22 protein-coding genes are annotated in these 24,765 nt (G+C 72.1%); 13 read left to right on the top strand and 9 right to left on the bottom strand.

Going from position 1 to position 24,765, the window contains the following annotated elements; all coding sequences use genetic code 11:
- Window positions 1-18: 18 nt before the first annotated feature.
- Window positions 19-918, bottom strand: a complete 900-nt coding sequence (locus H4W80_RS17885) for a phytanoyl-CoA dioxygenase family protein (protein ID WP_225963505.1) — start codon at window positions 916-918, stop codon at window positions 19-21.
- Window positions 919-984: 66 nt separating this feature from the next.
- Entirely contained in the window at window positions 985-1,842 is an 858-nt protein-coding gene (locus H4W80_RS17880) for an AraC family transcriptional regulator (protein ID WP_192786139.1), read from the bottom strand.
- Between the two features lie 67 nt (window positions 1,843-1,909).
- Here H4W80_RS17880 and H4W80_RS17875 point away from each other — a divergent pair, with 67 nt between their 5' ends.
- Window positions 1,910-2,941 carry an oligogalacturonate lyase family protein gene (locus tag H4W80_RS17875; protein ID WP_192786138.1) on the top strand — a complete coding sequence of 344 codons (1,032 nt, stop codon included), beginning with the start codon at window positions 1,910-1,912 and terminating at the stop codon, window positions 2,939-2,941.
- Between the two features lie 167 nt (window positions 2,942-3,108).
- Here H4W80_RS17875 and H4W80_RS17870 read toward each other — a convergent pair whose 3' ends face one another.
- Window positions 3,109-4,203, bottom strand: coding sequence for a YeiH family protein (locus H4W80_RS17870; protein WP_192786137.1), 1,095 nt, complete (start codon window positions 4,201-4,203; stop codon window positions 3,109-3,111).
- Window positions 4,203-4,328: a hypothetical protein gene (locus H4W80_RS62725; RefSeq protein ID WP_264085988.1), complete on the bottom strand. Its 126-nt coding sequence runs from the start codon at window positions 4,326-4,328 to the stop codon at window positions 4,203-4,205. Before H4W80_RS62725 ends, H4W80_RS17870 begins: the two co-directional genes overlap by 1 nt.
- 119 nt (window positions 4,329-4,447) lie before the next feature.
- On the opposite strand from H4W80_RS62725, the gene H4W80_RS17865 reads away from it, so the two are divergent.
- From H4W80_RS17865 to H4W80_RS17855, 3 genes are all read left to right on the top strand, one after another.
- Window positions 4,448-5,506, top strand: coding sequence for an LLM class flavin-dependent oxidoreductase (locus H4W80_RS17865; protein WP_192786136.1), 1,059 nt, complete (start codon window positions 4,448-4,450; stop codon window positions 5,504-5,506).
- 86 nt (window positions 5,507-5,592) lie between these two features.
- Window positions 5,593-6,705 (top strand): LLM class flavin-dependent oxidoreductase, encoded by a 1,113-nt coding sequence (locus H4W80_RS17860; RefSeq protein WP_192786135.1) that lies wholly within the window; start codon window positions 5,593-5,595, stop codon window positions 6,703-6,705.
- Entirely contained in the window at window positions 6,702-7,478 is a 777-nt protein-coding gene (locus H4W80_RS17855; protein ID WP_192786134.1) for a GNAT family N-acetyltransferase, read from the top strand. Before H4W80_RS17860 ends, H4W80_RS17855 begins: the two co-directional genes overlap by 4 nt.
- Here the strand turns inward: H4W80_RS17855 and H4W80_RS17850 are convergent.
- Both H4W80_RS17850 and H4W80_RS17845 read right to left on the bottom strand, forming a co-directional pair.
- Window positions 7,442-8,875: an MFS transporter gene (locus tag H4W80_RS17850; protein ID WP_192786133.1), complete on the bottom strand. Its 1,434-nt coding sequence runs from the start codon at window positions 8,873-8,875 to the stop codon at window positions 7,442-7,444. The two genes, H4W80_RS17855 and H4W80_RS17850, sit on opposite strands and share 37 nt — an antisense overlap.
- A 210-nt stretch (window positions 8,876-9,085) precedes the next feature.
- Window positions 9,086-9,805, bottom strand: a complete 720-nt coding sequence (locus tag H4W80_RS17845; protein WP_192786132.1) for a carbonic anhydrase — start codon at window positions 9,803-9,805, stop codon at window positions 9,086-9,088.
- A 400-nt stretch (window positions 9,806-10,205) separates the two neighbouring features.
- On the opposite strand from H4W80_RS17845, the gene H4W80_RS17840 reads away from it, so the two are divergent.
- The 4 genes from H4W80_RS17840 (at window position 10,206) to H4W80_RS17825 (ending at window position 15,186) form a co-directional block, all read left to right on the top strand.
- Window positions 10,206-11,132, top strand: a complete 927-nt coding sequence (locus H4W80_RS17840; protein ID WP_192786131.1) for an alpha/beta fold hydrolase — start codon at window positions 10,206-10,208, stop codon at window positions 11,130-11,132.
- A gap of 33 nt (window positions 11,133-11,165) precedes the next feature.
- The gene (locus H4W80_RS17835) at window positions 11,166-12,086 is read left to right on the top strand and encodes a phosphotransferase (protein ID WP_192786130.1); all 921 of its coding nucleotides are present in this window, start codon (window positions 11,166-11,168) and stop codon (window positions 12,084-12,086) included.
- 74 nt (window positions 12,087-12,160) lie between these two features.
- Window positions 12,161-13,849 carry an aminotransferase class V-fold PLP-dependent enzyme gene (locus H4W80_RS17830; RefSeq protein ID WP_318786919.1) on the top strand — a complete coding sequence of 563 codons (1,689 nt, stop codon included), beginning with the start codon at window positions 12,161-12,163 and terminating at the stop codon, window positions 13,847-13,849.
- A gap of 107 nt (window positions 13,850-13,956) precedes the next feature.
- Window positions 13,957-15,186, top strand: a complete 1,230-nt coding sequence (locus H4W80_RS17825) for a serine/threonine-protein kinase (RefSeq protein ID WP_192786128.1) — start codon at window positions 13,957-13,959, stop codon at window positions 15,184-15,186.
- 86 nt (window positions 15,187-15,272) lie between these two features.
- Here H4W80_RS17825 and H4W80_RS17820 read toward each other — a convergent pair whose 3' ends face one another.
- A complete protein-coding gene (locus tag H4W80_RS17820; protein ID WP_192786127.1) occupies window positions 15,273-16,832 on the bottom strand; it encodes an alpha-L-arabinofuranosidase B in 1,560 nt (519 codons plus the stop codon).
- Window positions 16,833-17,074: 242 nt separating this feature from the next.
- Here H4W80_RS17820 and H4W80_RS17815 point away from each other — a divergent pair, with 242 nt between their 5' ends.
- The 3 genes from H4W80_RS17815 (at window position 17,075) to H4W80_RS17805 (ending at window position 20,455) form a co-directional block, all read left to right on the top strand.
- Window positions 17,075-18,178 (top strand): sensor histidine kinase, encoded by a 1,104-nt coding sequence (locus tag H4W80_RS17815; protein ID WP_192786126.1) that lies wholly within the window; start codon window positions 17,075-17,077, stop codon window positions 18,176-18,178.
- A 4-nt stretch (window positions 18,179-18,182) separates the two neighbouring features.
- Window positions 18,183-18,842, top strand: coding sequence for a response regulator (locus tag H4W80_RS17810; protein ID WP_192786125.1), 660 nt, complete (start codon window positions 18,183-18,185; stop codon window positions 18,840-18,842).
- A 104-nt stretch (window positions 18,843-18,946) separates the two neighbouring features.
- Window positions 18,947-20,455 (top strand): nitrilase-related carbon-nitrogen hydrolase, encoded by a 1,509-nt coding sequence (locus tag H4W80_RS17805; RefSeq protein WP_192786124.1) that lies wholly within the window; start codon window positions 18,947-18,949, stop codon window positions 20,453-20,455.
- Window positions 20,456-20,542: 87 nt separating this feature from the next.
- Here the strand turns inward: H4W80_RS17805 and H4W80_RS17800 are convergent, their stop codons facing one another.
- The gene (locus H4W80_RS17800) at window positions 20,543-21,127 is read right to left on the bottom strand and encodes a hemerythrin domain-containing protein (RefSeq protein WP_225963504.1); all 585 of its coding nucleotides are present in this window, start codon (window positions 21,125-21,127) and stop codon (window positions 20,543-20,545) included.
- A 174-nt stretch (window positions 21,128-21,301) separates the two neighbouring features.
- Between H4W80_RS17800 and H4W80_RS17795 the strand changes: the two genes are divergently transcribed.
- Entirely contained in the window at window positions 21,302-22,504 is a 1,203-nt protein-coding gene (locus H4W80_RS17795; protein WP_192786123.1) for a hypothetical protein, read from the top strand.
- Between the two features lie 108 nt (window positions 22,505-22,612).
- Here the strand turns inward: H4W80_RS17795 and H4W80_RS17790 are convergent, their stop codons facing one another.
- A complete protein-coding gene (locus H4W80_RS17790) occupies window positions 22,613-23,674 on the bottom strand; it encodes an alpha/beta hydrolase (protein WP_192786122.1) in 1,062 nt (353 codons plus the stop codon).
- Between the two features lie 141 nt (window positions 23,675-23,815).
- Between H4W80_RS17790 and H4W80_RS17785 the strand changes: the two genes are divergently transcribed.
- Window positions 23,816-24,724, top strand: coding sequence for a LysR family transcriptional regulator (locus H4W80_RS17785; protein WP_192786121.1), 909 nt, complete (start codon window positions 23,816-23,818; stop codon window positions 24,722-24,724).
- The last annotated feature ends 41 nt before the right edge of the window (window positions 24,725-24,765 follow it).

Genomic DNA, 24,765 nt, shown 5'->3' with positions numbered 1-24,765 from the left:
GGCGGCGTCCCCGCGGGGTCACAGCCCGTCGCGGTCGTGCCAGTCGTCCTGCCAGCGAAGGTCGATGGGCTGGTCGGCGCGCTGGTAGCGGATGTCGGTGGACAGCCGCATGACCCCGTCCGGATCGACGTTGTCGAGTGCGGCGTGCACGATGTGAGCCGTGTGGACGACCAGGTCGCCGGCCCGGTAGTCGGCCACCAGCCAGCGAGCGCCGTACTCCGCCGCCAGCGCCGGCAGGTCGGCGGTGATCGATGCCGCGGGACGCTTGAGGGTGCCCTCGGCTTCCGCGCGCAGGACCCGGCGGTGGCTGCCTTCCAGGTACGTCAGGCCGCCGCGGGACAGCGGGCAGTCGCCGAGCGGGATCCACGCCGACAGCACGCGGTCCGTTCCCTCGCGGATGTAGACGAGGTCGTAGTGCGCCTGGGTGGCGGTGCCGATCCCGGACTCGCCGGGCGCCGTGTGCCGGATGATCTTGCGACGGTGCAGGTGGGTCGTCCCGCCGAGGAACCAGGCGAACCAGTCCCTGATCGCGGGCTGCGTGCAGAACGCGTGGTAGGTGGAGCCCGGGACGATGTCGGTGAACAGGGCCCGGCGCAGCGCCGCGGGGTCCACCCGCCCGCCCGCGATCCCGTCCCCGGCGGGCGTTCCCGGCGCCGTGAGACCGGCGCCGGCCGCGCTGGCCCGCTCGAAGTAGTACCGGCGGAACGCGAGCACGGCGGCCGGATCGAGAGCCTGCCTGAGGAAGAGGTAGCCGTCGCGGCGGATCCGCGTCAGCAGGGCGTCGCGATCGTGACGTTCGGCGCCGGGCACGGCCTCGAGCTCGCCCAGCCGGGACTCGTCGAGGGTGTAGCCGTTGGAGGTGAGCATGGAGACGACCCTGCCAACCGCGAACCGCGCCCGCCATGCACGGATCGGCATGCCGGATGGACTTTCCGGCGGCTACGGCCGCGGGGCTCAGAGCGGCGGGGCTCAGAGCGGCGGGGCTCAGGGTTGCGGAGCCCAGGGTCGCGGGGCTCCACCCATCCGGCGCCGGCTCTCGCGGAACCGGCTCGGCGCGATCCCGGTCCTGCGCGTGAAGAGGCGGCTGAAGTAACCGGCGTCGTCGTATCCGACGCGCCTGCCGATCGCGGCGACCGGCAGCTCCGTGCTCACCAGCAGTTCCTTGGCGCGGTTGAGCCGCAGCCGGAGCACGTACTCCTTGGGGCCGCAGCCGGCGGCACGCCGTACGGCGTTCCTGAACGCGGTCACCGACATGCCGAGGCGGCCGGCGTGATCCTCCACGGACACCGGGCGGTACGCCTCGCTCAGCAGGGACCGCAGCACCGGGCTCTGGGCCGGCTCCGCCGCGGAGATCGACCTATAGGCTGCGGCGATCAGCTGGTGCATGGCGCCGGCCGCCTCCACGTCGCTGCGCGGATCGTCCGGCCGGCTCGCCCTGGCCAGCGTGTGGAAGGCGGCCTCGAGCGCGCCGGTGTCGTGCAGGCGCCGCACGGGCCGGTCCAGATCGATGTAACCGAACCGCTCGTACACCTGGGTCGCGTCACCGTCGAAGAGCGCCCACCACTCGCTCCATCCCGGTGGGTCCGGCGCGTAGGCATGCCGGACGCCCGGCGGGAGCCAGAACATGGCCGGCGCGACGACGTCGTGTCGGCGGCCGTCCCACCGCAGCCGGCCGCGCCCCCCGGTCACCAGCACGGCGGCGTACGACTCCAGGGTGCGGTCGGGCTGCGACACGACCTTGCCCTCGATGGCGCCGACACCCAGGCACACGAGGCCGAGCCGGAAGGACTCCGGCGCCGGCGTCAGATATCGGGCCCAGCCGGCAGGTCGCCGCGCTGTCATGACCGGCTGACGATCCGTCCACGCACACCCACAGCCTAGTGAACACCCACGAAGGAAGGATTCACCGATGAACATCTCGACAGGCGCGCACCTGACCTACCCCCACGCCAACGGCTTCCACGCCGGCGGGGAGAGGCTGGTCGTCACCCGCTGGGATCCCGACCGGCTGGCGACCGGGTTCGCGAGCGTGGCCTGGCGGAGCCCCGGCGAGGCGGACCCGCGAGAGGTGTGCGGGCTGCCGGACCGTTGCGCGAAGGAGGGGACCGTCTGGTTCGACGTCGCGCGTGCGGCGGAACGGCTGGCCGCGGTGTGGGACGACGCGCTGCACGTCGTGGACCTCGCCGATCACGCCGCGGAGCCCGAGACCGTGTATCGCGCGCCGGCGGGCCGTACTTTGCAGGGGCTGGTGAGCATCAGCGCGTCCGGCGATCGGGTGCTGTTCTCCGAGGAGTCGCCGGGGGCGTACACGCTGCTCGAGATGGACGTCGACACCGGAGGCGTTCGCGAGCTGCACACCCGCGACTGGTGGGCGAACCACGCCCATTACTGCCCTGCCGACGAGGAGTGGATCGGCTTCTCCCACGAAGGACCCACGGAGACCGTGCCCGATCGCGTGTGGGCGCGGCACGCCGTCGAGATGCCCGAGGGCCGGTGCGTGCTCAAGCAACCGGAGGGGCTGTGCTTCGGGCACGAGCGGTGGGCGCATCACGCGGTGGGTGCGGTGGTCGTGGCCTACGGGGTCAGCCCGGCCGAGCCGCGCGGCCTCTACTGGACCTCCCCGGACGAGCCCTCAGGACGCCTGCTGTCGCGCGGCGACCGCTACTGGCACTGCGACATCAGCCGGGACGGCACGCTCGCGGTGGTCGACACGACCGGACCCGCGGACCGGCCGGGCAAGGGCTGGGACGGCGCCGACGGTGTCGCCGACGTGCTGCTGGTGGACCTGGCGGAGGGCCGTACGACGCCGCTCGCCCGCACCCGCGCGACCCGCCACCCCGCCCACCCCCACCCGGTCTTCGCCCCGGACGGCTCAGCGGTCCTGTTCAACGATCTCGGCGCGGACGGCACGCTCTCCGTCACCCGCGTCGACCTCCCGTGACCCCCCACCTCGCCGTCGTCCGCGGCCTCGTCCCGGCCGGTCCTTTCCCCGGCGGGACGCGGGGCTCGAGGTGCTCCTGAACGGGGACGGCGGCGGTGGGCATGGGCGGTGGAGAAGTCACAACGGTCGATCGTGGGCGCAATGGCCGACCTTGAGCGCGCCAGGTGTCAGCCGGTGGTGAACCCTGAGAACAGCAGGCCGGCCAGAGCGAGGGCGACGAGCACGTTGACGACCGTCGCGGTCGCGAACACGATGACCGGCCGCCAGCCGGCCTCCCGCAGCGCCGACACCCGGAACTCCAGGCCGATGCTGACGAAGGCCAGGATGAGGAACCAGGTGCGCAGGTCGTTGGCGACGCCGATGACGGCCTTGCCCTCGTCCGCGGCGACCGTGGTCAGGTACCAGGTCGCGATCACCGAGGCGGCCAGGAAGCCGAGCACGAACTTCGGGAAGCGCCGCCACAACTCGGCCAGGCCGGGACGGGGCGCGTCGGGGCGCCGCTCGACCCGGAAGGCGAACCAGGCGGTCAGCGCCAGCACCACGACGCCGATGAGCGCGTTCTGGGTGACCTTGACGATGGTGGCGATGGCCAGCGCGTCCTCGCCCACGATGGTGCCCGCGGCGGTCACCGCGGCGGTCGTGTCGATGTTGCCGCCGATCCAGGCGCCGGCCACCTGCGGGCTCAGCCCGAGGAGGGAGGCGAGAGCGGGAAGGATGAAGATGGACGGCAGCGCGAAGGCGATGACCAGGCTGGCGCTGTAGGCGAGTTGCTCGCGTTTGGCCTGTACGGCCCCGGCCGCGGCGATGGCGGCGCTCACCCCGCAGATCGACACGGCGGCCGACAGCAGGGCTCGGAGTCTGTCGTCCAGTCCGAGCTTGCCGCTCAGCCACCAGGTGAACAGGAACACCGTGCTGATCAGCACGATGCCCTGGACGATGGCGGGTCCGGCGGCCGTCACGATCAGCTTGAGGTTGATCGACGCGCCCAGCAGGACCAGCCCCGTCTTGATGAAGAACTCGGTACGGAAGCCGCCCGCCAGCCGCTCCCGTAACCCGGAGGCGGTGAGCACGGCGTTGCCGAGCAGGCCCAGGGCGATCGCGTACACGGGGAACTCGATGGCCTTGGCCAGGGCCGAGCCCTCGAACCAGGAGGGAACGCCCTTTTCCAGGAATCTCGTGACGGCGCCCAGGAGGAGGACGGCCAGCACGCCCAGTGCGCTCCACTGCCAGGTGCGGGCGCCGGCGGAGATCGGGGTGGTCATCACGGCACCAGCCCCGGCGGGATGACGCCGGCGAGGATCAGGACGAGCAGGGCCAGGCCGAGGATGGTGGCGGCCCAGTCCTCGTTGAACGCGGCACGGCTCTCGGGGGGTTCTTGCGCGCTCATGAGATGCCTCCCTGTGACGTGGGTCTCAGTCCGGAATCCTCCGCAAAATTCCCCCTAAAATCAATAGGAAAAGATGGAATATGGCGTCGCGGCTCTCTGAGCAGAACAGGAAGAACCCCATGACGAGCCTCCAGTTCCTCTGGTACATCCCCAACCAGGCGCAGCCCGGGCACCGCGGCGACGACGTCGTCACCGACCACAACAGCCTGGAGACCCTCAGCGGCCAGGCCAGGGCGCTGGAGGAGCACGGGTGGAGCGGGGCGCTCATCGGCGCCGGCTGGGGGCGGCCCGACACCTTCACGGTCGCCACCGCGCTGGCCGCCCGGACGACGACGTTCCAGCCGCTGATCGCGATCCGGCCCGGCTACTGGCGTCCGGCCAACTTCGCCTCCGCCGCCGCGACCCTCGACCATCTCACCGGGGGGCGGGTGCTGGTCAACGTCGTGTCGGGCAAGGACGACCTGGCGGCGTACGGCGACAGCGAAGGCGACCAGGCGCACCGCTACGCCCGTACCAAGGAGTTCATGCGGATCGTGCGCAAGCTGTGGACCGAGGAGAACGTCACCTACCGCGGCGAGCACTTCAGCGTCAGCGGCTCCACCGTGGCGCCGCGCACGGTCGTCCGGGGCGAACGCCGCCACCCCCGGCTCTACTTCGGCGGCGCCTCCGAAGCCGCGGAGAGGGTGGCCGCCACCGAGGCCGACGTCCAGCTCTTCTGGGGTGAGCCGCTCGCCGACACGGCCGAGCGGATCGAGCGGCTCAGGCGCCTCAGTGACGAGCTCGGGCGCGAGCACCCGCCGCTGGAGTTCGGGCTGCGGGTCACCACGCTGGTGCGGGACACCACCGAACAGGCCTGGGCCGACGCCGAGGCCAAGGTCGAGAAGATGGCCGCAGGCGCCATCTCGCGCGACCCGAACCACTTCGCCGCCGTCGGCCAGCGGCGGCTGCTCGACCTGGCCGCGCGGGGAGAGGTGCTCGACGACAACCTCTACACCGCCCCCGGCAGGTTCGGGGGCGGCGGCGCGGGCACCACCTGGCTGGTCGGCTCGGCCGCGGACGTGGCCAAATCCTTGCGCGCCTACCAGGCCCTCGGCATCACCCACTTCGTCCTCTCCGACACCCCCTACCTGCCGGAGATCAGGCGCCAGGGCGACCAGCTCCTGCCGCTGCTGCGCTAATAACCCATTAAACCAGTAGGACTTGACGGTTTTGCTGGGCTGTGTTGAGCTGATAGTCGCTGACGACATCAGAAAGGCCTCGGCTCATGCCTGTGGAGTTCCTCGGGATCGGCGGGACCAATGACGGCTCGGAGACCTCGCCGCGCTCCGGTCCCTCCTTCGACAAGCAGTACACGCTGCGGCTCGCGCGCGCCCACCAGGAGTACGGCTGGGACCGGGTGCTGTTCGCCTACGGCGCGGGCTCGCCGGATCCGGCGCAGGTCGCCGCCTACGTGGCGACCAGGGTGGAGGACCTGCGCATCCTGCTGGCGCACCGCCCGAACGTGTCCTATCCGACGTACGCGCTCAAGACGTTCGCCACCCTCGACCAGATCAGCGACGGGCGGCTGACGGTGCACTTCATCACCGGCGGCAACGACCACGAGCAGGGCAGGGAGGGCGACGTCCTGACCAAGGACGAGCGCTACTCCAGGACCAGGGAGTACATCCAGATCGTCAAGAAGGGCTGGACGTCGAGGGAGCCGTTCGACCACGCGGGCGAGCACTACTCGTTCAAGGATTTCGTCTCGGACGTGTTCCCGGTGCAGCAGCCGCGGCCCAAGGTGTCCTTCGGCGGCTCGTCGGCGGCCGCCTATGCGGCCGGCGGGGCGGAGGCCGACATCTACTGCCTGTGGGGGGAGCCGCTGGCCGAGACGGCGCAGCAGATCGCCTCCGTGAAAGAGGCGGCGTCGCGGGCGGGACGCGATGACGTGCCCAGATTCCAGGTGGCGTTCCGGCCGATCATCGCGCCGACCGAGGAACTGGCGTGGGAGAAGGCCCGGCGCATCCTGGGGGACCTGCGCAGGGTGGGGGCGAACCGGCGCCGCCTGTCCGGCCCGCCGCAGAACGCCGGCTCGCAACGGCTGCTCGAGGTCGCGGCCAAGGGGGAACGGCACGACCGCGCGTTGTGGACGCCGACCGCCGCGGCCACCGGGGGCGCGGGCAACTCGACGGCACTCGTCGGCACCCCCGAGACCGTCGCCGCGGCCCTGCTGGACTATTACGACCTGGGCGTGGAGATCCTCTCGGCCCGTGGCTACGACATCCTGGACGACGCCATCGACTTCGGACGGTACGTGATCCCGCTGGTACGCGAGGCGGTCGCCGAACGCGACCGGCAGCGCGCCGCCGCGGCGCCGCTGACCCCGGTCGCGCCATGACCACGACCGCCGCCTCCTTGGCCGTCCTCGACGACCCGGCACGGGCCTCCCTGCTCGGAACGCACGCCCACCTCGCCGAACGGCGCGGCCGCGTGCTGCGCTATCCCCCCGACGTCTCCCCGTTCCTGTCGATGCCGGCCGAACCCGGTCCGGCCGACTGGGACGACGTGGCCGCGCTGGCCGGACCCGGCGCACACGTGTCCGTGCCCGGCGCGGTGTCGGTGCTTCCGGCCGGCTGGGAGGAGGTGGCGAACATCCCAGGGGTCCAGCTCACCGGGGAGCGGGTCGCCGGCGCGCCGGACGCCGACGTGGTCCGGCTGGGGCCGGTGGACGTGCCGGAGATGCTGGACCTGGTCGAGCGGACGAAACCCGGGCCGTTCCTGCCGCGTACCGTCGAACTCGGCGTGTACCTCGGCATCCGGCACGGCGGCGCGCTGGTGGCGATGGCGGGCGAACGCCTGCGGCCGCCGGGCTGGACCGAGATCAGCGCCGTCTGCACCGACCCCGCCCATCGAGGCCGCGGACTGGCGACCCGGCTGGTCCTCGCCGTCGCCGCGGGCATCCGGGACCGGGGCGAGACACCGTTCCTGCACACGTCCGCCGCCAATGTCGGCGCCATCCGCCTGTACGAGCGGCTCGGCTTCCGCCTGCGCCGTACCACGGACTTCCGCACCGCACGGGTCCCGGCGCCCGGCCCTTCCCCGGGGGACCTGGGGGAACCGGTGCCTGCGCTCCGCTACGGTCGCCGGCATTCCACGCCATCCGGCCGGTGATCGTGCCGCCCGCCTGACGTCGCCGTCAGCGGGGTTCGGGCGCGGGGACGCAGCGCGGCGTGGGCCAGCACGCCCAGCGCGCCCGCGACCAGCACGGACAGCGCGGCCAGCGTCGCGGACCGCCAGTCGCCGCCGTCCAGCGCGCCGAAGAAGACGGTGCCGGTGATCGTGCAGCCGAGCACGCCCCCGGTCTCCTGAACGGTTCCGAGCACCCCGGCCGCGGCTCCCGCCCGCGCGGGGCGTACGGCCGACAGCACCGAGGAGAGCAGCGGCGACATGATCAGCCCCATCCCGGCCCCGACCACGAGGAGGGCCAAGGCCACCTGGTACGGCTGCGCCGCGCGTGCCACGACCTCGTACAGCAGGCACAGCCCGAGCAGCAGTACGGGCGCGCCGAAGCGTCCAGGCCGGAGAGAGGCGGCGAAGAAGCCCGCGTTGAGCGCGGTGCACATGGCTCCGGCGGCGAGCGGGCCGAGGCCGAGGCCGTCCTGCAGGTAGAGGGCGAGCACGAACGACAGCCCGGCCGAGGTCCCGAACAGCAGCCCCACGGCGACCAGGCCCCAGGCGAACGCCCGGTCCGCGAACACGTCGAGGTCGAGCAGCGGGGTCCACCCGGAGGCCGCCGCCCGCCGCTGACGGCGGACGAACGCGACCAGGACCGGAACGGAGGCGGCCAGGCACCACCAGGCCCACGGCGGCCAGCCCTGTTCGCGGCCCTCGATCAGGGGCAGCACGATCGCCACCAGCCCGGCGGTCACGAGCGCGGCCCCGCCCAGGTCGAGCCCGGCTCGGCGGGCGGGGGGCGCGGCTGGCCGCGGCGGCGACGGCAGGGGCCGGGGGAGCAGGCGTCCCGTCACGGCCAGCGCCGCGGCGCCGATGGGCACGTTCACCAGGAAGCAGGCCCGCCAGCCCAGCCCCAGCGGATCGGTGGCCACCAGCACGCCGCCGATCACCTGGCCGCTCACCCCGGCCAGGCCGACGGCCGTGCCGTACCAGCGGAAGGCCGTGGCCCGGTCGGCGCCCCGGTAGAGATCGCCGAGCAGCGTGAGGACCTGCGGCGCGAGCAGCGCCGCCGCCACGCCCTGCGCGACCCTGGCTGCCACCAGCCAGGCGGCCTCGCCCGCGAGCCCGCACCCCGCCGACGCCAGCGTGAACAGCGCCAGCCCGGCGCGGAACATCCGCCGGTGCCCGTACAGGTCGCCGAGCCGCCCGGAGGTGATCAGCCCGGCCGCGTACGCCAGCCCGTACCCGGCGACCACGAACTGCACCGCGGCGTCACCGGCCCGCAGATCGGCGCGGATGGACGGGACGGCCAGGTTCGCGACGAAGAAGTCCAGCGTGGTCACGAACACCGCGACCAGCAGCACGGGCAGTGCCGCCCAGCGGCGGGAAGGCATGAGGGGCTCCAGGGGACCGGGGGAGGGACGTCGGCAAGAACACCGCGGCGCGGCGAACGGTTGACCCTCACCCTGGAGCTGTGGAGTTATGGATCCCTTCGGATCGGCTACGGACCGGCGTTCGAACGGTGGAGCCGAGACCGCCCACAGTGGCCGGGCCGGGGTGAAGGCCCTGGAACCGGCCGCCGGGGCACCCCTCTTCCCACCGGGTCAGACGAGGCGGGTGACCACACCGGTGTCGATGGAGTAGTACGCGCCGATGACCTTGAGCTGGCCCTTGGCGATGCGGGGCACGAAGAGCTTGTCCTTCTTGAGCTGCTTCACCACGTCGATGGTGTTGATGCGGATCATCTTGTCGACGTCGCCGCCCGAACGCTTGTAGGCCGAACGCAGGGCGGAGGCGATCGTGTCCAGCTCGCCGGGCAGCTTCTTGTGCTCGTGCAGCGATTCCGCGGCGGCCGTGACGGCTCCGCAGCGCTGATGGCCGAGCACGACGACGAGCGGGGTGCCGAGTTCGGCGGGGCCGTACTCGGCGGCGCCTGTCACCAGCGGGTCAATGGTCTGCGCGGCGGTGCGTACCACGAACAGGTCGCCCAGTCCGGTGTCGAAGATTAACTCGGGGGAGACCCGGGAGTCGATGCACGAGAAGACGACCGCGAACGGGTCCTGCTTCTGCGCGACCTCCCTGCGCCGGTCGACGTCCTGGTGCGGGTGGGTGGCGGTGCCGTCCACCCAGCGGCGGTTGCCCTCGCGCAGCGTCGCCCATGCCTGGTCCGGGGTGGCGGGACGCTGGTCCGGCGCGGTCCCGTTCGCCGGCTGGGCGGTGCGGGCGAATACGGCGGTGCTCGCGGAGGCCACGCCGGTCAGGAGGCCGCCGGTGAGGATGCCGGCGCGCAGCAGTGCCCGCCGGTTGATCACGTGATTTGGCATGGAACAGGAGTATGTGCCGCGCTCGCGTTGATGCGCCAGACTATGTAACGATCATCACATATGATGTTGCGCCGCGTCATGATCGTCGCCGGGATCCGGGCAAACCTCGCCGAGGAGGCCGGCAAGTGAGCGACAAGAAGACCTCAGCTACCCGCCCGGCACGACCGGGCACCCCGCCGACCTCCCCGTGGAGCTGCGTCTGGTGTCGGTCGACGCCTGGCAGGGGCCGACGACGCTGGTGGCGCTGCGCGGTGGCCAGGGATGGCGCCCGCCGGAACCGGCACGGTCGAAGGCGAGGGTCGCCTGATCCTGACGGATGAGGCTTCCTGGCCTCTTCTCCTACGCGCGGTTCGTCCTGGAGGACGAGGTGGCCGGGCGATCGCGTCCCTAGATTCGTGACGTGTCCAAGAGAGCTGTGGCCGCCCGGGTGCTGCGCCGGGTCGTCGCCTGGTGCGCGGCGGTGGTCGTGCTGGCGGCCCTCGCCGGGTTCTGCTACGAGTCGGTGGCCCGGCAGGGGGACCCACCCGTGCCTGGGCGGCTGGTCGCGGTGGGCGGCCATCGGCTGCACGTCCACTGCACGGGCGCGGGAGCGCCGACCGTCGTGCTGGAGGCCGGCCTGGCGGAGTCGAGCGCGAGCTGGGAGATGATCCAGCGCGGACTGCCCGGCCGCGTGTGCGCGTACGACCGCGCGGGCTACGCCTGGAGCGAGGACGGCCCTGCCCCTCGTACGGCGGACCGCGCCGCGGCCGAACTGCGCGCGCTGCTCGCCGCGGCGGGCGAGGCGGGGCCGTACGTCCTGGTCGGACACTCCTACGGCGGCACGATCGTGCGGCTCTTCGCGCACCACTGGCCCGCGCTGACCGCCGGGCTCGTGCTGATCGACGTCACGGACGAGAACGCCACCGAAGCCCTCCAGGTCTCCCGCCCGCTCCTGGCCGCGCAGTTCACCGTCAACCAGGTCCTGGCGCGCGTCGGCGTGCTGCGGTTGTTCGGCGACACGCTGGTGCCCGCCGAGGCCACGGCGGCGGCGCGGGCGAGCGCTCCCGTCGTCTACGGCGCGGGCAGCATGGGCGCCGCCCGGGCCGAGGCCTGGGCCGCGGCGGACAGCGCCGCCCAGGTCCGCGCGACGGTACGACCAGGCGCGTGGGGCGAGCTGCCCGTCGTGGTCGTCATCCCCTCGGGCCAGCCCGCGACGGCGGTCGATCAGGCGGGCCGTCTCGCCGCGCTGTCCAGCCGCGGCCGGGTCGTCGTGGCCGGCACCACGGACCACTACGTGCAGCACGCCCAGCCCGACCTGGTGATCGACGCGATCGGGTCGGTCCGGTGAGCGGCGCCTGTCGCCTGTGGCACAGTTTCCCCTGTGTCGATTGACGATCTGCCGGACTGGCTGCCGGCGTGGTGCCTTGAGCATCTCGGGGACCGGCCCGCCGACGTGCTGTTCCGGCAACAATCGATGTCGGCGGTGTTCGGTCTCCGGCTGGCCGGCGGCACGGACGTCGTGGTCAAGGCCCGCGACGACGACGGCCGGGCGGGGTCATGTGTCACGGCGCAGGCCCGGCTGGCCGACGACGGGTTCCCCTGCGCCCGCCCGCTCACGCCGGTCGTCGGCGTCGGTGCCCTGGCCGTGCACGCGGAGGAGTTCCGCCCCGGGGGAGAGGTGCTGCACGGAGACGCGCCGGACAACGCCGTGCGCTACGCGGAGGTCTTCGCCCGGCTGATGACCGCGCTGGCGGACCTCGCCGTCACGCCGCCGCTGCCGAATCCGCGCTGGGTGCGGTGGGATCACCCGGACCCCGGGCTGTGGCCGTCGATCGAGTCGCTCGACGAGATGGACCAGAGTCCCGTACCTGCCTACGTCACGGACACGGCCGCCAGGGCCCGCCGGCGAATGCTGGCCGCCGACCTGCCCCGCGTGCTGGGCCACGCCGACTTCGAGGCGCACAACCTCCGGTGGCACGACCGGCAGGTGTGGACGGTGCACGACTGGGACAGCCTGGCATGGCAGCCGGAAGCCGCCCTGGTGGGAGCCGCGAGCGCGGTGTTCCCCAAGATGGGACCGGCCACCATGCCGCCGATCGAGAGCACCGAGGCGTTCCTGGCCGCGTATCAGGACGCTCGGGGCCGCTGGTTCACCGCCGAAGAGCGGCAGGTCGCGTGGGCGGCCGGCCTGTGGACGGCGGCCCACGACCTCCGATGGGAAGCACTGCACGGCTACACCGCGGTGTCCGGCAGAGCACTCTGGGCACAGGCGGCCGAACGCCTCCGCCGAGCGAACGCCTGAAAGCAGGCCGAGGTCAGGGCCAGGGGCGATCGGTGGCCTGTTGCCCGGGCGGGCGGGCGCGGGATCCTGGACGGGTGCAGACACAACGATCCGCCTCCGCACCGCCGACCTCGCCGCTGCTGGAGCGCATCCGCGCCGGCGTCATCGGGGACGACGAGGTGCTGCGGGGCCCGTACGGACCGCGCCGCATCATCTACGCCGACTACACCGCCTCGGGCCGGTCGCTCGGCTTCATCGAGGACTTCATCCGTGACCACGTCCTGCCGCGCTACGCCAACACCCACACCGAGAGCTCCGGGACCGGGCTGCAGACCAGCCGATTACGCGAGGAGGCCCGTGCCGCCGTCCACGACGCCGTCGGCGGTGGCCCGGACGACCTGGTGATCTTCTGCGGTTCGGGCGCGACCGCGGCGGTCAACAAGCTCGTCGGCATCCTCGAGCTGCGGGTCCCCGGCCGGTACGCGCCGATGGTCCCGGAGGAGGAGCGGCCGGTCGTGTTCGTCGGTCCGTACGAGCACCACTCCAACGAGCTGCCCTGGCGCGAGTCCATCGCCGACACCGTCGCCATCGGCGAGGACCGCGACGGCCACATCGACTGCGACGACCTGCGTGCCCAGCTGGCCCGCCACGCCGGCCGGCCGCTGCTGATCGGCAGCTTCTCGGCCGCCTCGAACGTGACCGGCATCCTGTCCGACACCGAGCGCATCGCGGCGCTGCTCCACGAGCACGGCGCGCTGTCGTTCTGGGACTACGCGGCAGCCGGGCCGTACGTGCCGATCCGGATGGCCGCCGGCGCGCCCGGCGCGAACGACCACAAGGACGCGATCTTCCTGTCGCCGCACAAGTTCATCGGCGGGCCGCAGACGCCCGGTGTCCTGGTGGTGAGGCGCGAGCTGGTCCGCAACCGGGTGCCCACCGCGCCGGGCGGCGGCACCGTGCTGTTCGTGGACCCCACCGGGCACCGCTATCTCGACGACGCGATCGCCCGCGAGGAGGGCGGCACGCCGGCCATCGTCGAGTCGATCCGCGCCGGGCTGGTCTTCCGGCTCAAGCAGGCCATCGGCACCGACCTCATCCAGGCTCGTGAGGAACGCTTCTGGCAGCGGGCCCTGCGACGCTGGGAGAGCAGCCCGAACATCGAGATCCTCGGCGACCGGCACTCCCGCCGGCTGTCCATCGTGTCGGTCCGCATCCGGTCCGGGGAGCTGTTCCTGCACCACAACTACGTGGTGGCGGTGCTGAACGACCTGTTCGGCATCCAGGCACGCGGCGGCTGCTCCTGCGCCGGCCCCTACGGCCACCGCCTGCTGGCCATCGACGCCGCGCGCTCGCGGGCCTTCGAGGAGGAGATCGGGCATGGCTGCCAGGGCATCAAACCGGGCTGGGTACGCATCAACTTCAACTACTTCGTCTCCGACGCGGTCTGCGACTACCTCATCCAGGCCGTCGAACTGGCCGCCCGCTACGGCCACCGGCTGTTGCCCGATTACCGCTTCGAGCCCCGCACCGGGCTGTGGCGGCACCACCGCGACTCCGCCGAGCCGCCGCTGCACCTTTCCGACCTGCGCTTCGACGACCCCGGCGCGCTGCCAGCCCCGCACGTGCGGGCCGGCGAGGACGCCCTGCCCGGCTACCTGGAGGAGGCGCGGGCCATCCTGGCGGCCCGCTCCGACGAGATCGACCTGAGCCCGCCCGGCCTGCCGGACGACTTCGAGCGGCTGCGCTGGTTCCCGCTGCCGGCCGCCTGCCTGGCCACGACCTGACCGGCCGCCGCGCCGGCCCGGTCGGGGCACCAGGCCGGGTGTGCATGTACGGACGATGATCGGGTACGCATGTCGTCATGCCCGTCGCAGGCTATGAAGGATGGTTATTGGGGGCTCGGTACAGATTGCTGGCCGAGCTGGGCCGGGGGGCCATGGGCAGGGTCTGGCGCGCTCATGACGAGCTGCTGGATCGGCAGGTGGCGGTCAAGGAGATCCACATCCCGCACCGGCCAGGGCCGGAGCGCGAGGCGCTGCTCAGGCGCACCCTGCGCGAGGCCCGCCTGACCGCGCGGCTGAGCCACCCGCGCATCGCGGCCGTGTACGACGTCGTGGTCGCCGACGAACGCCCGTGGATCGTCCTGCAACTCGTCCCCGCCCCCAGCCTCGCCCAGGTGATCACCGAACGGGGACCGCTGCCCTCGTCCGAGGTCGCCCGAATCGGGCTCGAAGTGCTGGACGCCCTGCGCGCCGCCCACGCCGGCGGCATCGTGCACCGCGACATCAAGCCCGCCAACATCCTCATCACCGACGACGGGCACGCCATCCTCACCGACTTCGGGCTGGCCAGCACCCTGGACGACCAGGCGCGCCTCAGCCGGGAGAGCATCGTCGTCGGCACACCCGCCTACATCGCCCCCGAACGCGCCCGCGGCGGCCCTGCCACGCCGCAAGCCGATCTGTGGTCGCTGGGCGCCACCTTGTACGCGGCGGTCGAGGGCCGTGCCCCGTTCGGGTTCAGCAGCGAGCTGGCCACCCTGTCCGCGGTGCTGGCCTCGGACCCGGCGCCGTGCGAGCACGCGGGGCCGCTCGCCCCGATCATCGGCGGGCTGCTGGACAAGGATCCGGACCGGCGTACGGACGCGGCTCGCCTTCACGATCAACTGTCCGCCCTGTGCGAGCAACCGGTCGTTCCGGTCTCTTCGGACCCTCCGACCGTTGACGGTGACAGCGGGCGGATCAGCGGCTCGCCCGTCGGCCGCCCGTTCAGGGAGCGGGCGCCGTACCGGCAGTGGGTCGTCGAGCGCTGGCGGCAGACAGCCGTCATCGCGGCCCTCATCGTCAGCGTGATGGCGACCAGCTCGTGGTGGCGCGCCGAGCCGGGCACGCACCAGTCCCCACCCGGGACGCAGGCCACTCCGCTGCCGCCCGCCACGACGGAGCCGGAAACCGGGCTGCCGGGCCACCTCGTCTCGGCCCGGCGCCAGGTCGCCAGGAGCGAACCGAAGCGCGCCCGCACGGAACCGCCCCTGTCCACCTCCGCGGCGGGCGTCCCGCATGGACCGGCCAAGAAGGTCAAGACGAAGAAGGTCAAGATCAAGCGGCACGGCCCGAAATGACGGTCTCGGCCGAGGCCACCGCCGAGCCGATGGTCACCGCCCGCCTCTCGCACGCGGTCGCCGAGGCGGGCGGGCCTGAGGCGTGCCTACGCCCAGGGCGAGGCGACGACCCAGCTCACGTCGTCGGCCCATGACGTGGCGCTGTCGAAGGTGTTCGATCCGCCCTCGCTGCCGATGTAGACGATGTTGTTGTAGTGCCGCAGGAGGCGGTTCGGGAAGTTGAAGGAGGCCCACGAAAGGCCCTGGCCGTTCAGGCCGGGCTGCGGGCAGAAGGTGGCGTCGTTGGCGAACAGGGCGCTGCCGTCGTTGGCGTTGCGGTAGAGCTGGTAGTTGCTGTGCCGCAGGTAGCTGCCCGGGTAGTTCTTCGACTCGAACGACACGCAGGCGCTGTAGGCCAGGCCGTTGCGCACGATCCACGTGGCGTCGTTCTTGTCCAGGGACGAGCTGGCGGAGGTGATCACGGACGTGACGGCCTGGTCGTTCTGGTGGCGGACGTAGCGGCCGGTGCAGCAGGCCGTCGTCGCGCGCAGCGAGATCGACGTGCCGGCGGCGGGCGTCCCGCTGGGACGGGCGGCCGTGGTGTAGCCGGCGGCGACGATGCTGGCCTGGACCGCGTTCTCGGTGGCGTCCGTCGGATAGCCGGTGGTCATCACGCCTTCGTAGAAGGTGCCGGCGGAGCTGTTGCTGTTGTCGCCGCCGATGCCGAGGATGATGGCTCCTTCCTTCTTCATCGGGTTGTAGCCCGCGGCGTTGGGGCGTGCGCCGTTGTAGTAGGTGGACAGGTTGCCCGACTGGGCGTTGCCGGCCCGGATGGACCAGTGGTTCGGCTCGCCCTTGACGATGGCGGTCAGGTAGCGGTGGCTGACGGTCGGGTTGCCGGCGTTGTAGCCGGGGTTCGCGCCGGAGAACAGGCCGTTCTCCAGGTCGGCCATGACCCAGGGGCCGTTGCCGGTGCCGTAGCCCCAGACCTTGATGTTGCCGAAGTAGATGGCCTCCATGGTGCCGTTGCCGTTGTCGCGGCTGTTGGTCTCGGCGTTGCCGTAGTCGAAGCAGCAGCCGGCGTTGTAGTGCGTGCCGTCGAAGACGGCGTACATGCCTTCCGGCTGGTCGCCCCTGGCGATGCCGTTGGTGTTGTTGTTGCGGTAGCCGGTGCCGGGGGCCACGAACACGCCGTACGCCTTGTGCCCGCCGACCATGGTGGGCGCCGCCGTCGCCACGGCGAGGTTGTCGTACCCGCCGGCCGCCGGGCCGGAGAAGCCGCCGGGGGGCGCCTGGGTCAGATGGTTGCCGCGTCCCGACTGGTCGTAGATGACGGTGATCACACACGTCGTGCGGGCGCAGAAGGAGTCCTGCGCCGCGGCGTTGGCGTACCCGCCCGCGCTGAGCAGGCCGATGTTCTGGGTGGCGTTGTCCGAGGAGCGGCGCACCTGGTAGAGCGAGCCGTTGTAGGAGGCGTACAGGGCGCGGGTCGTGCTGTGCGCCGCCACGCACGGGGTGCCGCCGGCGGCGTAGATGTCGCACGCCTGCGACGCGGCGGCCTGCGACGGGGCGGGGGCGCCGGCCAGCAGGCCGGCGGCGAGCGCGACGGCTGCCCCGGTGGACAGCATCGTCTTTTTCACGTGCCGTAATCCGGACCCGACGATCATGATGATCCTCTGCCTTTCTCGGGGGCACCGCGAACGCTGGATGAGCCGGGGAGGGTGGATGTTAGCGCTAACATTCCAGGGGCTGGACGACCTCCGCGGCTTCGTGGGTTGACGCGCTCACTATGAATCGGAAGCGATCGCTCGTCAAGGTTCTTCTCACCGCGCCAGCCTCTTGAGAGTGAAAGGGCGCTTCCGTCGTGAGAGGGATGCGCCGGGCGGGATGGATCCCGATACTGAGCGAGATGCCCGGACTCATTGAGCGGTTTCACCACATACCCCCGCGCCTGGTCGACGTAGCGATCACTGTCGTCGTGTCGGCCGCCACCGTCGGTCCCGCGCTGGTCCCCTTCCGGCAGCCGTGGTGGGTGGTCGCGCTGGCCGTGCTGGCTTCGGTGCCGGTGCTGTGGCGGCGGAGGGCGCCGATCGCGGTGACCTGGGTGGTCGGGCTGGCGATGACGGCGCTGGTGATGTGGGAGAAGCCGATGCTGCCGTACGGGCCGCTGGTGGGCACCTACACCATCGCCGCGCTGAGCCCGCCGCTGCTGCGGCTGGTGGCCATCCCGGTCATCGGCGCAGGCGTGTACGTCTCGCTCGCCCTGCCGCAGGAAGGGCTGGAGTCCTATCGGGTGGTGGGTACGGCGTTCGTCGCGGCGTACGCGCTGGGCACCAGTACCCGCGCCCGCCGCGCCCGAGCCGCCGAGCTGGCCGAACGCGCCCTGCGGCTGGAGCGGGAGCGGGCCATCGCCGCGGCTCACGAGCGGGCTCGCATCGCCCGGGACATGCATGACATCCTCACCCACTCGGTCGGCCTCATCGTCGTCCAGGCCGAGGCCGGACCGCTGATGCTCCGGTCCGATCCCGACCGCGCGCAGGCCGCCTTCGACGCGATCGCCGACACCGGCCGGGGCGCGATCGCCCAGCTGCGGACCCTGCTCGGCGCGATGCGCTCGGACCAGGACGGTCACCGCGAGCCGCAGCCCGGGCTCGCGGCCCTGCCGGACCTGGTCGAGCGGACCGGCCGCACCGGGCTGCGGGTGACCTTGACCGGCGACGGCCCGCCGCGGCCGCTCCCCGCCGAGGTCGACGTGGCGGCGTACCGGATCGTTCAGGAGGCGCTGACGAACGTGCTGCGCCACGCGCACGCGAGCACCGCGCGGGTACGGCTGTGCTGGACGCCGGGCGCGCTGCGGGTCGAGGTGGCCGACGACGGCGAGGGCGCGGACGGCGCCGCCTTAGGGCACGGCCTGATCGGGATGCGCGAACGGGCCTCCGCCTGCGGGGGGACGCTGCACGCCGGTCCGGGAGGCCACGGCTTCGTCGTGGTGGCGACGCTTCCGGTTGGATAGGCCCATGATCCGCGTGCTCGTGGCCGACGATCAGGATCTGTTCCGGGGCGGCTTCGCCATGATCCTGAACGCTCAGGCCGACATCACCGTCGTCGGCGAGGCGGCCGACGGCGCCGAGGCCGTGCGGGCCGCCACCGAGCTGTGCCCGGACGTCGTCCTGATGGATGTCCGGATGCCCGGCATGGGCGGGATCGAGGCGACCGAGCTGATCTGCGCGGCGACGTCCGCCAAAGTGCTGGTGCTGACCATGTTCGACCTGGACGAGTACGTCTACGAGGCACTGCGCGCGGGGGCCAGCGGGTTTCTGCTGAAGGACATCCGCCGCGACGAGCTTGCCGCGGCGGTGCGCGTGGTGGCGGCTGGGGAGTCGCTGCTGGCGCCCACGGTGACCAGACGGCTCATCGAGGACCTGGTTCTCCGGCCGAATCACGGGGTGGCGCCCCGGCTGGCCGCCCGCCTCACCGAGCTGACCGGCCGTGAGGCCGAGACGCTACGGCTGGTGGCCCGAGGGCTGTCCAACGCGGAGATCGCCGGGGAAATGGTCGTCAGCGAGTACACGGTCAAGAGCCATGTCAGCCGGATCCTGACGAAGCTGGGGCTGCGCGATCGGGTGCAGGCGGTCGTGTTCGCCTACGAGTCGGGGCTCGTCGTCGCCGGCGGCTGAGCGGTCCGTGAGAGGGAGGGCGGAGATCACTCTGCCCGCCGATGCGGCGACAGGGCTCCGGCCCGGAGCATCGAGGCAGTTTCCCTGGCGGAGGAGTCTGCTCGATGAGATCACGACGATGGTGGCCGATCGCCGCGGCGGTGCTGTCGGCCACGCTGTTCTGGTTCGGCACCGGCTTGCGGCCGGTGCCCTGGTGTACGTGGATCGCGCCGATCCCGATCCTCGTCCTGGCGCCGCGCTGCTCGGCGCGCGCGGTGCTGGCCACCGCGTCCGTCGCCTGGCTCGCAGGCCAAACCCCCATGTGGGGATATTTCCTGAATACGGTGCAGATACCGCCGGTGATGGTCGTCCTCCTGCTCCTCGGCTCGGCGCTGCTGTTCGGCCTGGTGCTGATCGCCTATCGGGGCCTGACGCTGCGCGGACACCCGCTGATGGCCGTCGGCGTCGTCCCGGCGGCGTGGGTCGTCATCGAGTACGCTCTGTCGCTGGTCACGCCGAACGGCGCCTGGTGGAGCCTGGCCTATACCCAGGCCGACGTCCTCCCCGTCATCCAGCTCGCCTCGGCCACCGGGCCGTGGGGGGTGACGTTCCTGCTGATGGGAGCTCCGGCCGCGGCCGCCGCCCTGCTGACGCCCGGCGCGGCCGGCCGGGTGCGGGTGGCCGTGGCCGCCGCGGTCGTCGCGGCGGTGGCGGCGGGATACGGGTTCTGGCAGTTACGACCGGTTGACGCGGGAACGGCGGGCAAGGTGGCGCTGCTGGCCACCGACCGGTCGATCGACCCGGTGGCGGTGACCGATCCCGAAGGGCGAGCCCTGCTGGCCGGCTACCTGAGCCGCATCCCGGCCCTGGCCGAGCGCGGCGCCGACGTCGTCGTCCTTCCCGAGAAGGCGTTCCGGGCGGATGAGGCGGACCTGCCGCTGCTCGCCGGACCGCTGTCCCGGCTCGCCTCCGGCCACTGCCTCGACATCATCCTCGGGCTGGTCCTCACCAGGGACGGGCGCGAGTACAACGCGGCCATCGACTTCCCCTCCGATGGCGGCCCGCCGGTCGAGTACGTCAAGCGCCACCTCGTCCCGGGCCTGGAGAGCGAGTTCGAGGCGGGAACGGCGCAGGCGTTCGTGCCCGGGTCCGGCGGGCGGTGGGCGATCGCGATCTGCTTCGATCTCGACTTCCCCGACCTGGTCCGCGGCTATCGGCGCGGCGGGGCGACCGCGCTGTTCGTGCCCGCCTGGGACTTCGGCGACGACGCGTGGCTGCACAGCCGGATGGCGATCACGCGCGGGATCGAGAACGGCCTGACGGTGACGCGGGCGTCCCGCCAGGGCGCCCTGACCGTGAGCGACCCCAACGGCCGCCTGCTGGCCGAGGCCCGCACCACCGGCGCCTCGTTCGTGTCGGTGGTCGCGGACCTGCCGGACCGTGCGGTGTCGACCCCGTACACGAGGTTCGGCGACTGGTTCGCGTGGGCCTGCGCCCTCCTGCTGGCCGCGATGGGCGCGGGCGGGGCATTCGCGCGGCAACGGGGCGGGATCTCGGCGCGGGCCTGGCCGGCCGCGGGCTCCGCGTCCCGGCGACGTCCGCCTCGTCGGCTTCGGCGACAGCTCAGCGCATGAGCGACGAGCCGGCCGGCCGTTCGTACTCGCCGGCGCTCCCCGGCAGAGGCGGGGCCGGACGGCCCCGCCTCTCGGGCGTGCCCCGGCTCAGCCGCGCTTGCCCATGGCCTGGCGGATCACGTCGCGGACCCGGTCCATCATCGCGATGGGGGTCCCCATGAGCACGTTCTTGGTCGCCGATTCGGTGCCCGGATGCGGGTGGGTGGGAGCCATCGCCTCCGCGGCCTTGACGCCGAGGGCCATGCTCCGGCGCTCGGCCTCGCTGGTGTGGCCGCGTAGCTGCGGGAACTCGTAGCGTTCCTCGCTGCGGGCGTGGGCTTCGACGGCGGCGCGCAGCACCGCGAGTTTCTCGGCGAAGTCCGGCGCCTCGGGCCCGGCCTGGTCCATCTGCTGCAGGAGCTCCTTGGCGTGGTTCTCCTCGGCCAGGCGGTCGTCGACGACCGCGTCTCCGCCCTCGATCTTGAGGCGGGCGTAGGGGTGGACGATCTCTTCCTCGGCCGTCTCGTGCACGGCCAGCAGCCGCACCAGCCGGGTGAACGCCTCGCCGCGCCGGTCTGGCGCGGCCTGCTCGACCTCGTCGAACAGGTTCCTGATCATCGCGTGCTGGGCAAGAAGCAGGTCGATGACGTCGTTCTCGCCCATCGTCTCGGGCCTCGTCCGCTGAGTGGTCATGATCGGTCTCCTCTCGGATACGGCCGGTGACTACCCGTGACATTCCTCGTCAAGCCTGGCCTTACCGACTCTGGAACGTCCGGCGGTGAGGCGTAGAGGTTGTCCCCGGAGCCCTCGGGTAGGCCCGGCTTGCGGACGCCGCCGCCTGGACCATCGACGAGGAGCACGAGGCAGATGACATTCAACCCACTCCGGGAGCGGGGCATCCCGCTGGACAGACAGTTGCGGAACTGGCGCGAGCTGAACGTGACGCCGATCGATCCCGACCACGCCGACCCGTACACGCGGTGCCGGATCATCACGATGAACGGGATCGAGACGGAGGCGGTCTTCTTCAGCCACCAGCTCGCCCGCCACTGCCCGGACCTCGAGCTCAAGCAGCAGCTCGCGCGGGTGCGCTACATCGAGGCGCAGCAGCAGAAGGCGGTCAACTGGCTGCTGCCCGGCCTGGCCTCGGTCCTGGAGACCACCATCGCCTACGAGCAGGTCGCCGTGGACCTGACCGCCTGGGTGGCCCGGATGGAGCCGAACGGGTACCTGAAGCAGGCCTACCAGTTCGGCGTGCTGGAGGACTTCGACCACCTCTACCGGTACGCGAACCTGTACGAGATGATCGAGCACCGCAAGGCCGAGAAGATCGTGGACGCGCTCACCGAGGTCATGCCCGGCCGCCCCACCTACCTGCACCACCGCGACCCGGTCGACAACGTGCGCGAGCCCTACGACCGCAACGACACCGCCCCGGTCAGCAAGCTGCACGCGCTGACCATCATGGCCGCCGAGCAGCAGACCATGAACTTCTACATGAACGTCGGCCCCATGTACATGGAGCCGATCGCCCGCCAGCTGTATCAGGAGATCGGCCTGATCGAGGAGGAGCACGTCACCCACTACGAGTCGCTCGTCGATCCGGGCGAGAGCTGGTGGGAGATGCTGCTCAACCACGAGTACAACGAGTGCTACCTGTACCACTCGTTCATGGAGACCGAGTCGGACCCCAAGGTGAAGAGCATCTGGGAGCTGCACCTCAACATGGAGCTGGAGCACCTGCGGCTGGCCGCCGAGCTGTTCAAGAGGCATGACGGCCGCGATCCGGAGCAGGTGTGCGCCCCCGAGCTGCCCGCCCCGGTCACGTTCGAGCCGAACAAGGCGTACCTGCGCGAGCTGATCGCGACCCAGATCGACTACACCACGCTGGGGACCGGCTACGTGCAGGAGGCCCACGAGCGCTTCGAGAAGATGCAGGAGGCGCTCATGGGCGGCGACAAGGCGCCGTCCGAGCGGGTCATCGAGGACAACCGGGCCATCTCCGGCCAGGAGTACCGCCTGCAGACCGAGGGCGAGCACCCCGTCCGCAGCCTGGCCTTCCACCGCTGAGTCGTCCGGCGGGGCAGTTTTTCGAGATGACCGCGCTGGACGCGGCGGACGAGCGGTGGCACACCATCGGGTGGGGGATCGACCGGGTGGAGGCCGGGAGCGTCGCGATCAGCGCGCCGCCAGAAAGGCGGTGATCTCCCGCAGGAACCGGTCACGCCCCCGCTCGGGGCGGTCGAGGTGCACGTAGTGCGTGGCACCTGGCAGCTCCACGGTTTTGACCGACCGGGCGTGGACCAGGTGGGAGCTGAGGGTGGTGACGTCCTCGGGACGGCTCCAGAAGTCGTTGCCGCTGCGCACGACGAGTGTCGGCGCGGTGATCAGACTGGCGTCCCAGAGCTGGCGTCCCGTGGACAGGTAGAAGCTGTCCTCCATGGCTCCGGACGGGGCGCGGAAGCTGGGCGGCGTGCGGGTGCCGCTGGTCGGGTCGGAGGCGAGGGCCGCCGTGACGTACGCCTCCACGACCTCCGGGTCGCGCCAGGTCGTCTTGTCCTCGGCCGGGATGCTGCGGTCCCACGACGGGAGGAGGCTGTCGCCGGTGTTGAGCCGGTACGCCCCGAACCGGGCGGCGTTGAACTGGCCGGGGCGATCCGGGTGCTCGTTGTCGCTGCCACGGCCCATCGTCGGGTGGTCGGGGACGGGGCCGTAGAGGGTGTTGTAGAGGATGAGGCGGTCCACCTTGTCCGGGTGCGCGGCGGCGTACTGGCCGAGCCAGTGGCCGCCGGTCGCCCAGCCGAGCAGCGCCACCCCGCCGCCGCCGGAGCGTCGGCGGATCCCGTCCACGACGGCGGCGACGTCGCGGACCACGGCGTCGGAGCGTACGGCGGGCGGGTTCGCCTCCGGCGGCTGTGACAGGGCCGGGGGCCTGGTGGAGCGGCCGTAGCCTCTGGCGTCCATCACGTAGACCCGGTGGCCGGCGCGGGCCAGGTCCTCGGCGAGCGAGCCGCCGCGAACAGGCAGGTCGAAGCTGCCCACGCCGGGGACGCGGGCGCCGTGCAGCAGCAGGACGGGCGGGCCGGCCGACCTCCTGGTGCTGACCTCGCGCACCGCGATCCTGACGCCGGGGTCGCTCGTGACGTGGAAGTCCGCGCGCTCGACCTCCTGCGGTCTCGTCTCCACCGTGAACGAGACGACGGCGACCAGGCCGACGACGGTGTTGAGCAGGAAACCCATCGGAACTCCTTCTCGGGAAACGGACATGAGATCTCGATCCTGCCGCCGCCTCCCCTGGCGGGACCGCATTGTGCGCGCAATCAGCGATGATCCATATGCGTGGCATATCAATCGGTCGCTCGCGACTCATATGATCCGCGTATGAATCTGCAGCGGCTCCGCTACGCTGTGGCGCTCGCCGACGAGCTCAACTTCGGCCGCGCGGCCCTGCGCGAGGGCCTGCGGCAACCGCCGTTCAGCCAGCAGATCAGCAAGCTGGAGGAAGAGCTCGGGGTGCGGCTGTTCGAGCGCACGACCCGGCAGGTACGCCTCACGCCCGCCGGAGAGGCCTTCGTCGCCGAGGCCCGCGCCAGCCTCGCCCACGCCGAGCTGGCGGCCGAGTCGGCCAGGCGGGCGGGCAGGGGGGAGGCGGGGCGGCTGGCGATCGGGTTCGTGGGGTCGGCGACCAACCTCACGCTGCCCCGGGTGCTGCGCCGGTTCCGAGCCCGCTATCCGGGCGTAGAGGTCGACCTGCGCGAGCTGACCACCGCCCAGCAGGCCGAAGAGCTGCGACAGGGGCTGCTGGACGTCGGCCTCCTGCACGCCCCGCTGGCCGGGCCGGCCGCCGAGGTGCTGAGCACCCGCACCGTCGCCCGCGAACTCCTGCTCGCCGCCCTGCCCGCCGGCCACCCCCATGCCGCGCGCAAGTCCCTGCCGACGGAGATGCTGGCGGGGGAGCCGTTCGTCATGTTCCCCCGGCGGTTCGGGCCCGGCCTCCACGACCAGATCATCGGGGTGGCCAGGGCGGCCGGGTTCGAGCCCCGGATCGTGCAGGAGGCCGTGCAGATGCAGACCATCGTGGGGCTGGTGGCGGCCGGGCTGGGGGTGTCGATCGTGCCGGAGTCGGTGGCCCGCCTCCGCCGGGGCGACGTCGTCTTCCGGCCGCTGTCACCGGCGACCCGCGTGGTCACCCTGGACCTGACCTGGCGCACCGGCGACCTCAACCCGCTCGTCCACAACTTCCGCGCCCTGTTCCCTCCGCTCGACGCCGGACGGGGGCCGGGGCCCTGACCGCAGGCACTCCCGCAACCTCGCCGGAAAATCGTCGAACG

The sequence above is a fragment of the Nonomuraea angiospora genome (assembly GCF_014873145.1).
In the GTDB taxonomy this organism is placed as follows: domain Bacteria; phylum Actinomycetota; class Actinomycetes; order Streptosporangiales; family Streptosporangiaceae; genus Nonomuraea; species Nonomuraea angiospora.
This window is presented reverse-complemented; position numbering and strand designations above follow the sequence as displayed.

Coding starts and splice junctions, on each gene's coding strand:
- H4W80_RS17885 (WP_225963505.1), bottom strand. CDS start 918: ATGCCGATCCGTGCATGGCGGGCGCGGTTCGCGGTTGGCAGGGTCGTC.
- H4W80_RS17880 (WP_192786139.1), bottom strand. CDS start 1,842: ATGACAGCGCGGCGACCTGCCGGCTGGGCCCGATATCTGACGCCGGCG.
- H4W80_RS17875 (WP_192786138.1), top strand. CDS start 1,910: ATGAACATCTCGACAGGCGCGCACCTGACCTACCCCCACGCCAACGGC.
- H4W80_RS17870 (WP_192786137.1), bottom strand. CDS start 4,203: ATGACCACCCCGATCTCCGCCGGCGCCCGCACCTGGCAGTGGAGCGCA.
- H4W80_RS62725 (WP_264085988.1), bottom strand. CDS start 4,328: ATGAGCGCGCAAGAACCCCCCGAGAGCCGTGCCGCGTTCAACGAGGAC.
- H4W80_RS17865 (WP_192786136.1), top strand. CDS start 4,448: ATGACGAGCCTCCAGTTCCTCTGGTACATCCCCAACCAGGCGCAGCCC.
- H4W80_RS17860 (WP_192786135.1), top strand. CDS start 5,593: ATGCCTGTGGAGTTCCTCGGGATCGGCGGGACCAATGACGGCTCGGAG.
- H4W80_RS17855 (WP_192786134.1), top strand. CDS start 6,702: ATGACCACGACCGCCGCCTCCTTGGCCGTCCTCGACGACCCGGCACGG.
- H4W80_RS17850 (WP_192786133.1), bottom strand. CDS start 8,875: ATGCCTTCCCGCCGCTGGGCGGCACTGCCCGTGCTGCTGGTCGCGGTG.
- H4W80_RS17845 (WP_192786132.1), bottom strand. CDS start 9,805: ATGCCAAATCACGTGATCAACCGGCGGGCACTGCTGCGCGCCGGCATC.
- H4W80_RS17820 (WP_192786127.1), bottom strand. CDS start 16,832: ATGATCGTCGGGTCCGGATTACGGCACGTGAAAAAGACGATGCTGTCC.
- H4W80_RS17815 (WP_192786126.1), top strand. CDS start 17,075: ATGCCCGGACTCATTGAGCGGTTTCACCACATACCCCCGCGCCTGGTC.
- H4W80_RS17810 (WP_192786125.1), top strand. CDS start 18,183: ATGATCCGCGTGCTCGTGGCCGACGATCAGGATCTGTTCCGGGGCGGC.
- H4W80_RS17805 (WP_192786124.1), top strand. CDS start 18,947: ATGAGATCACGACGATGGTGGCCGATCGCCGCGGCGGTGCTGTCGGCC.
- H4W80_RS17800 (WP_225963504.1), bottom strand. CDS start 21,127: ATGACCACTCAGCGGACGAGGCCCGAGACGATGGGCGAGAACGACGTC.
- H4W80_RS17795 (WP_192786123.1), top strand. CDS start 21,302: ATGACATTCAACCCACTCCGGGAGCGGGGCATCCCGCTGGACAGACAG.
- H4W80_RS17790 (WP_192786122.1), bottom strand. CDS start 23,674: ATGGGTTTCCTGCTCAACACCGTCGTCGGCCTGGTCGCCGTCGTCTCG.
- H4W80_RS17785 (WP_192786121.1), top strand. CDS start 23,816: ATGAATCTGCAGCGGCTCCGCTACGCTGTGGCGCTCGCCGACGAGCTC.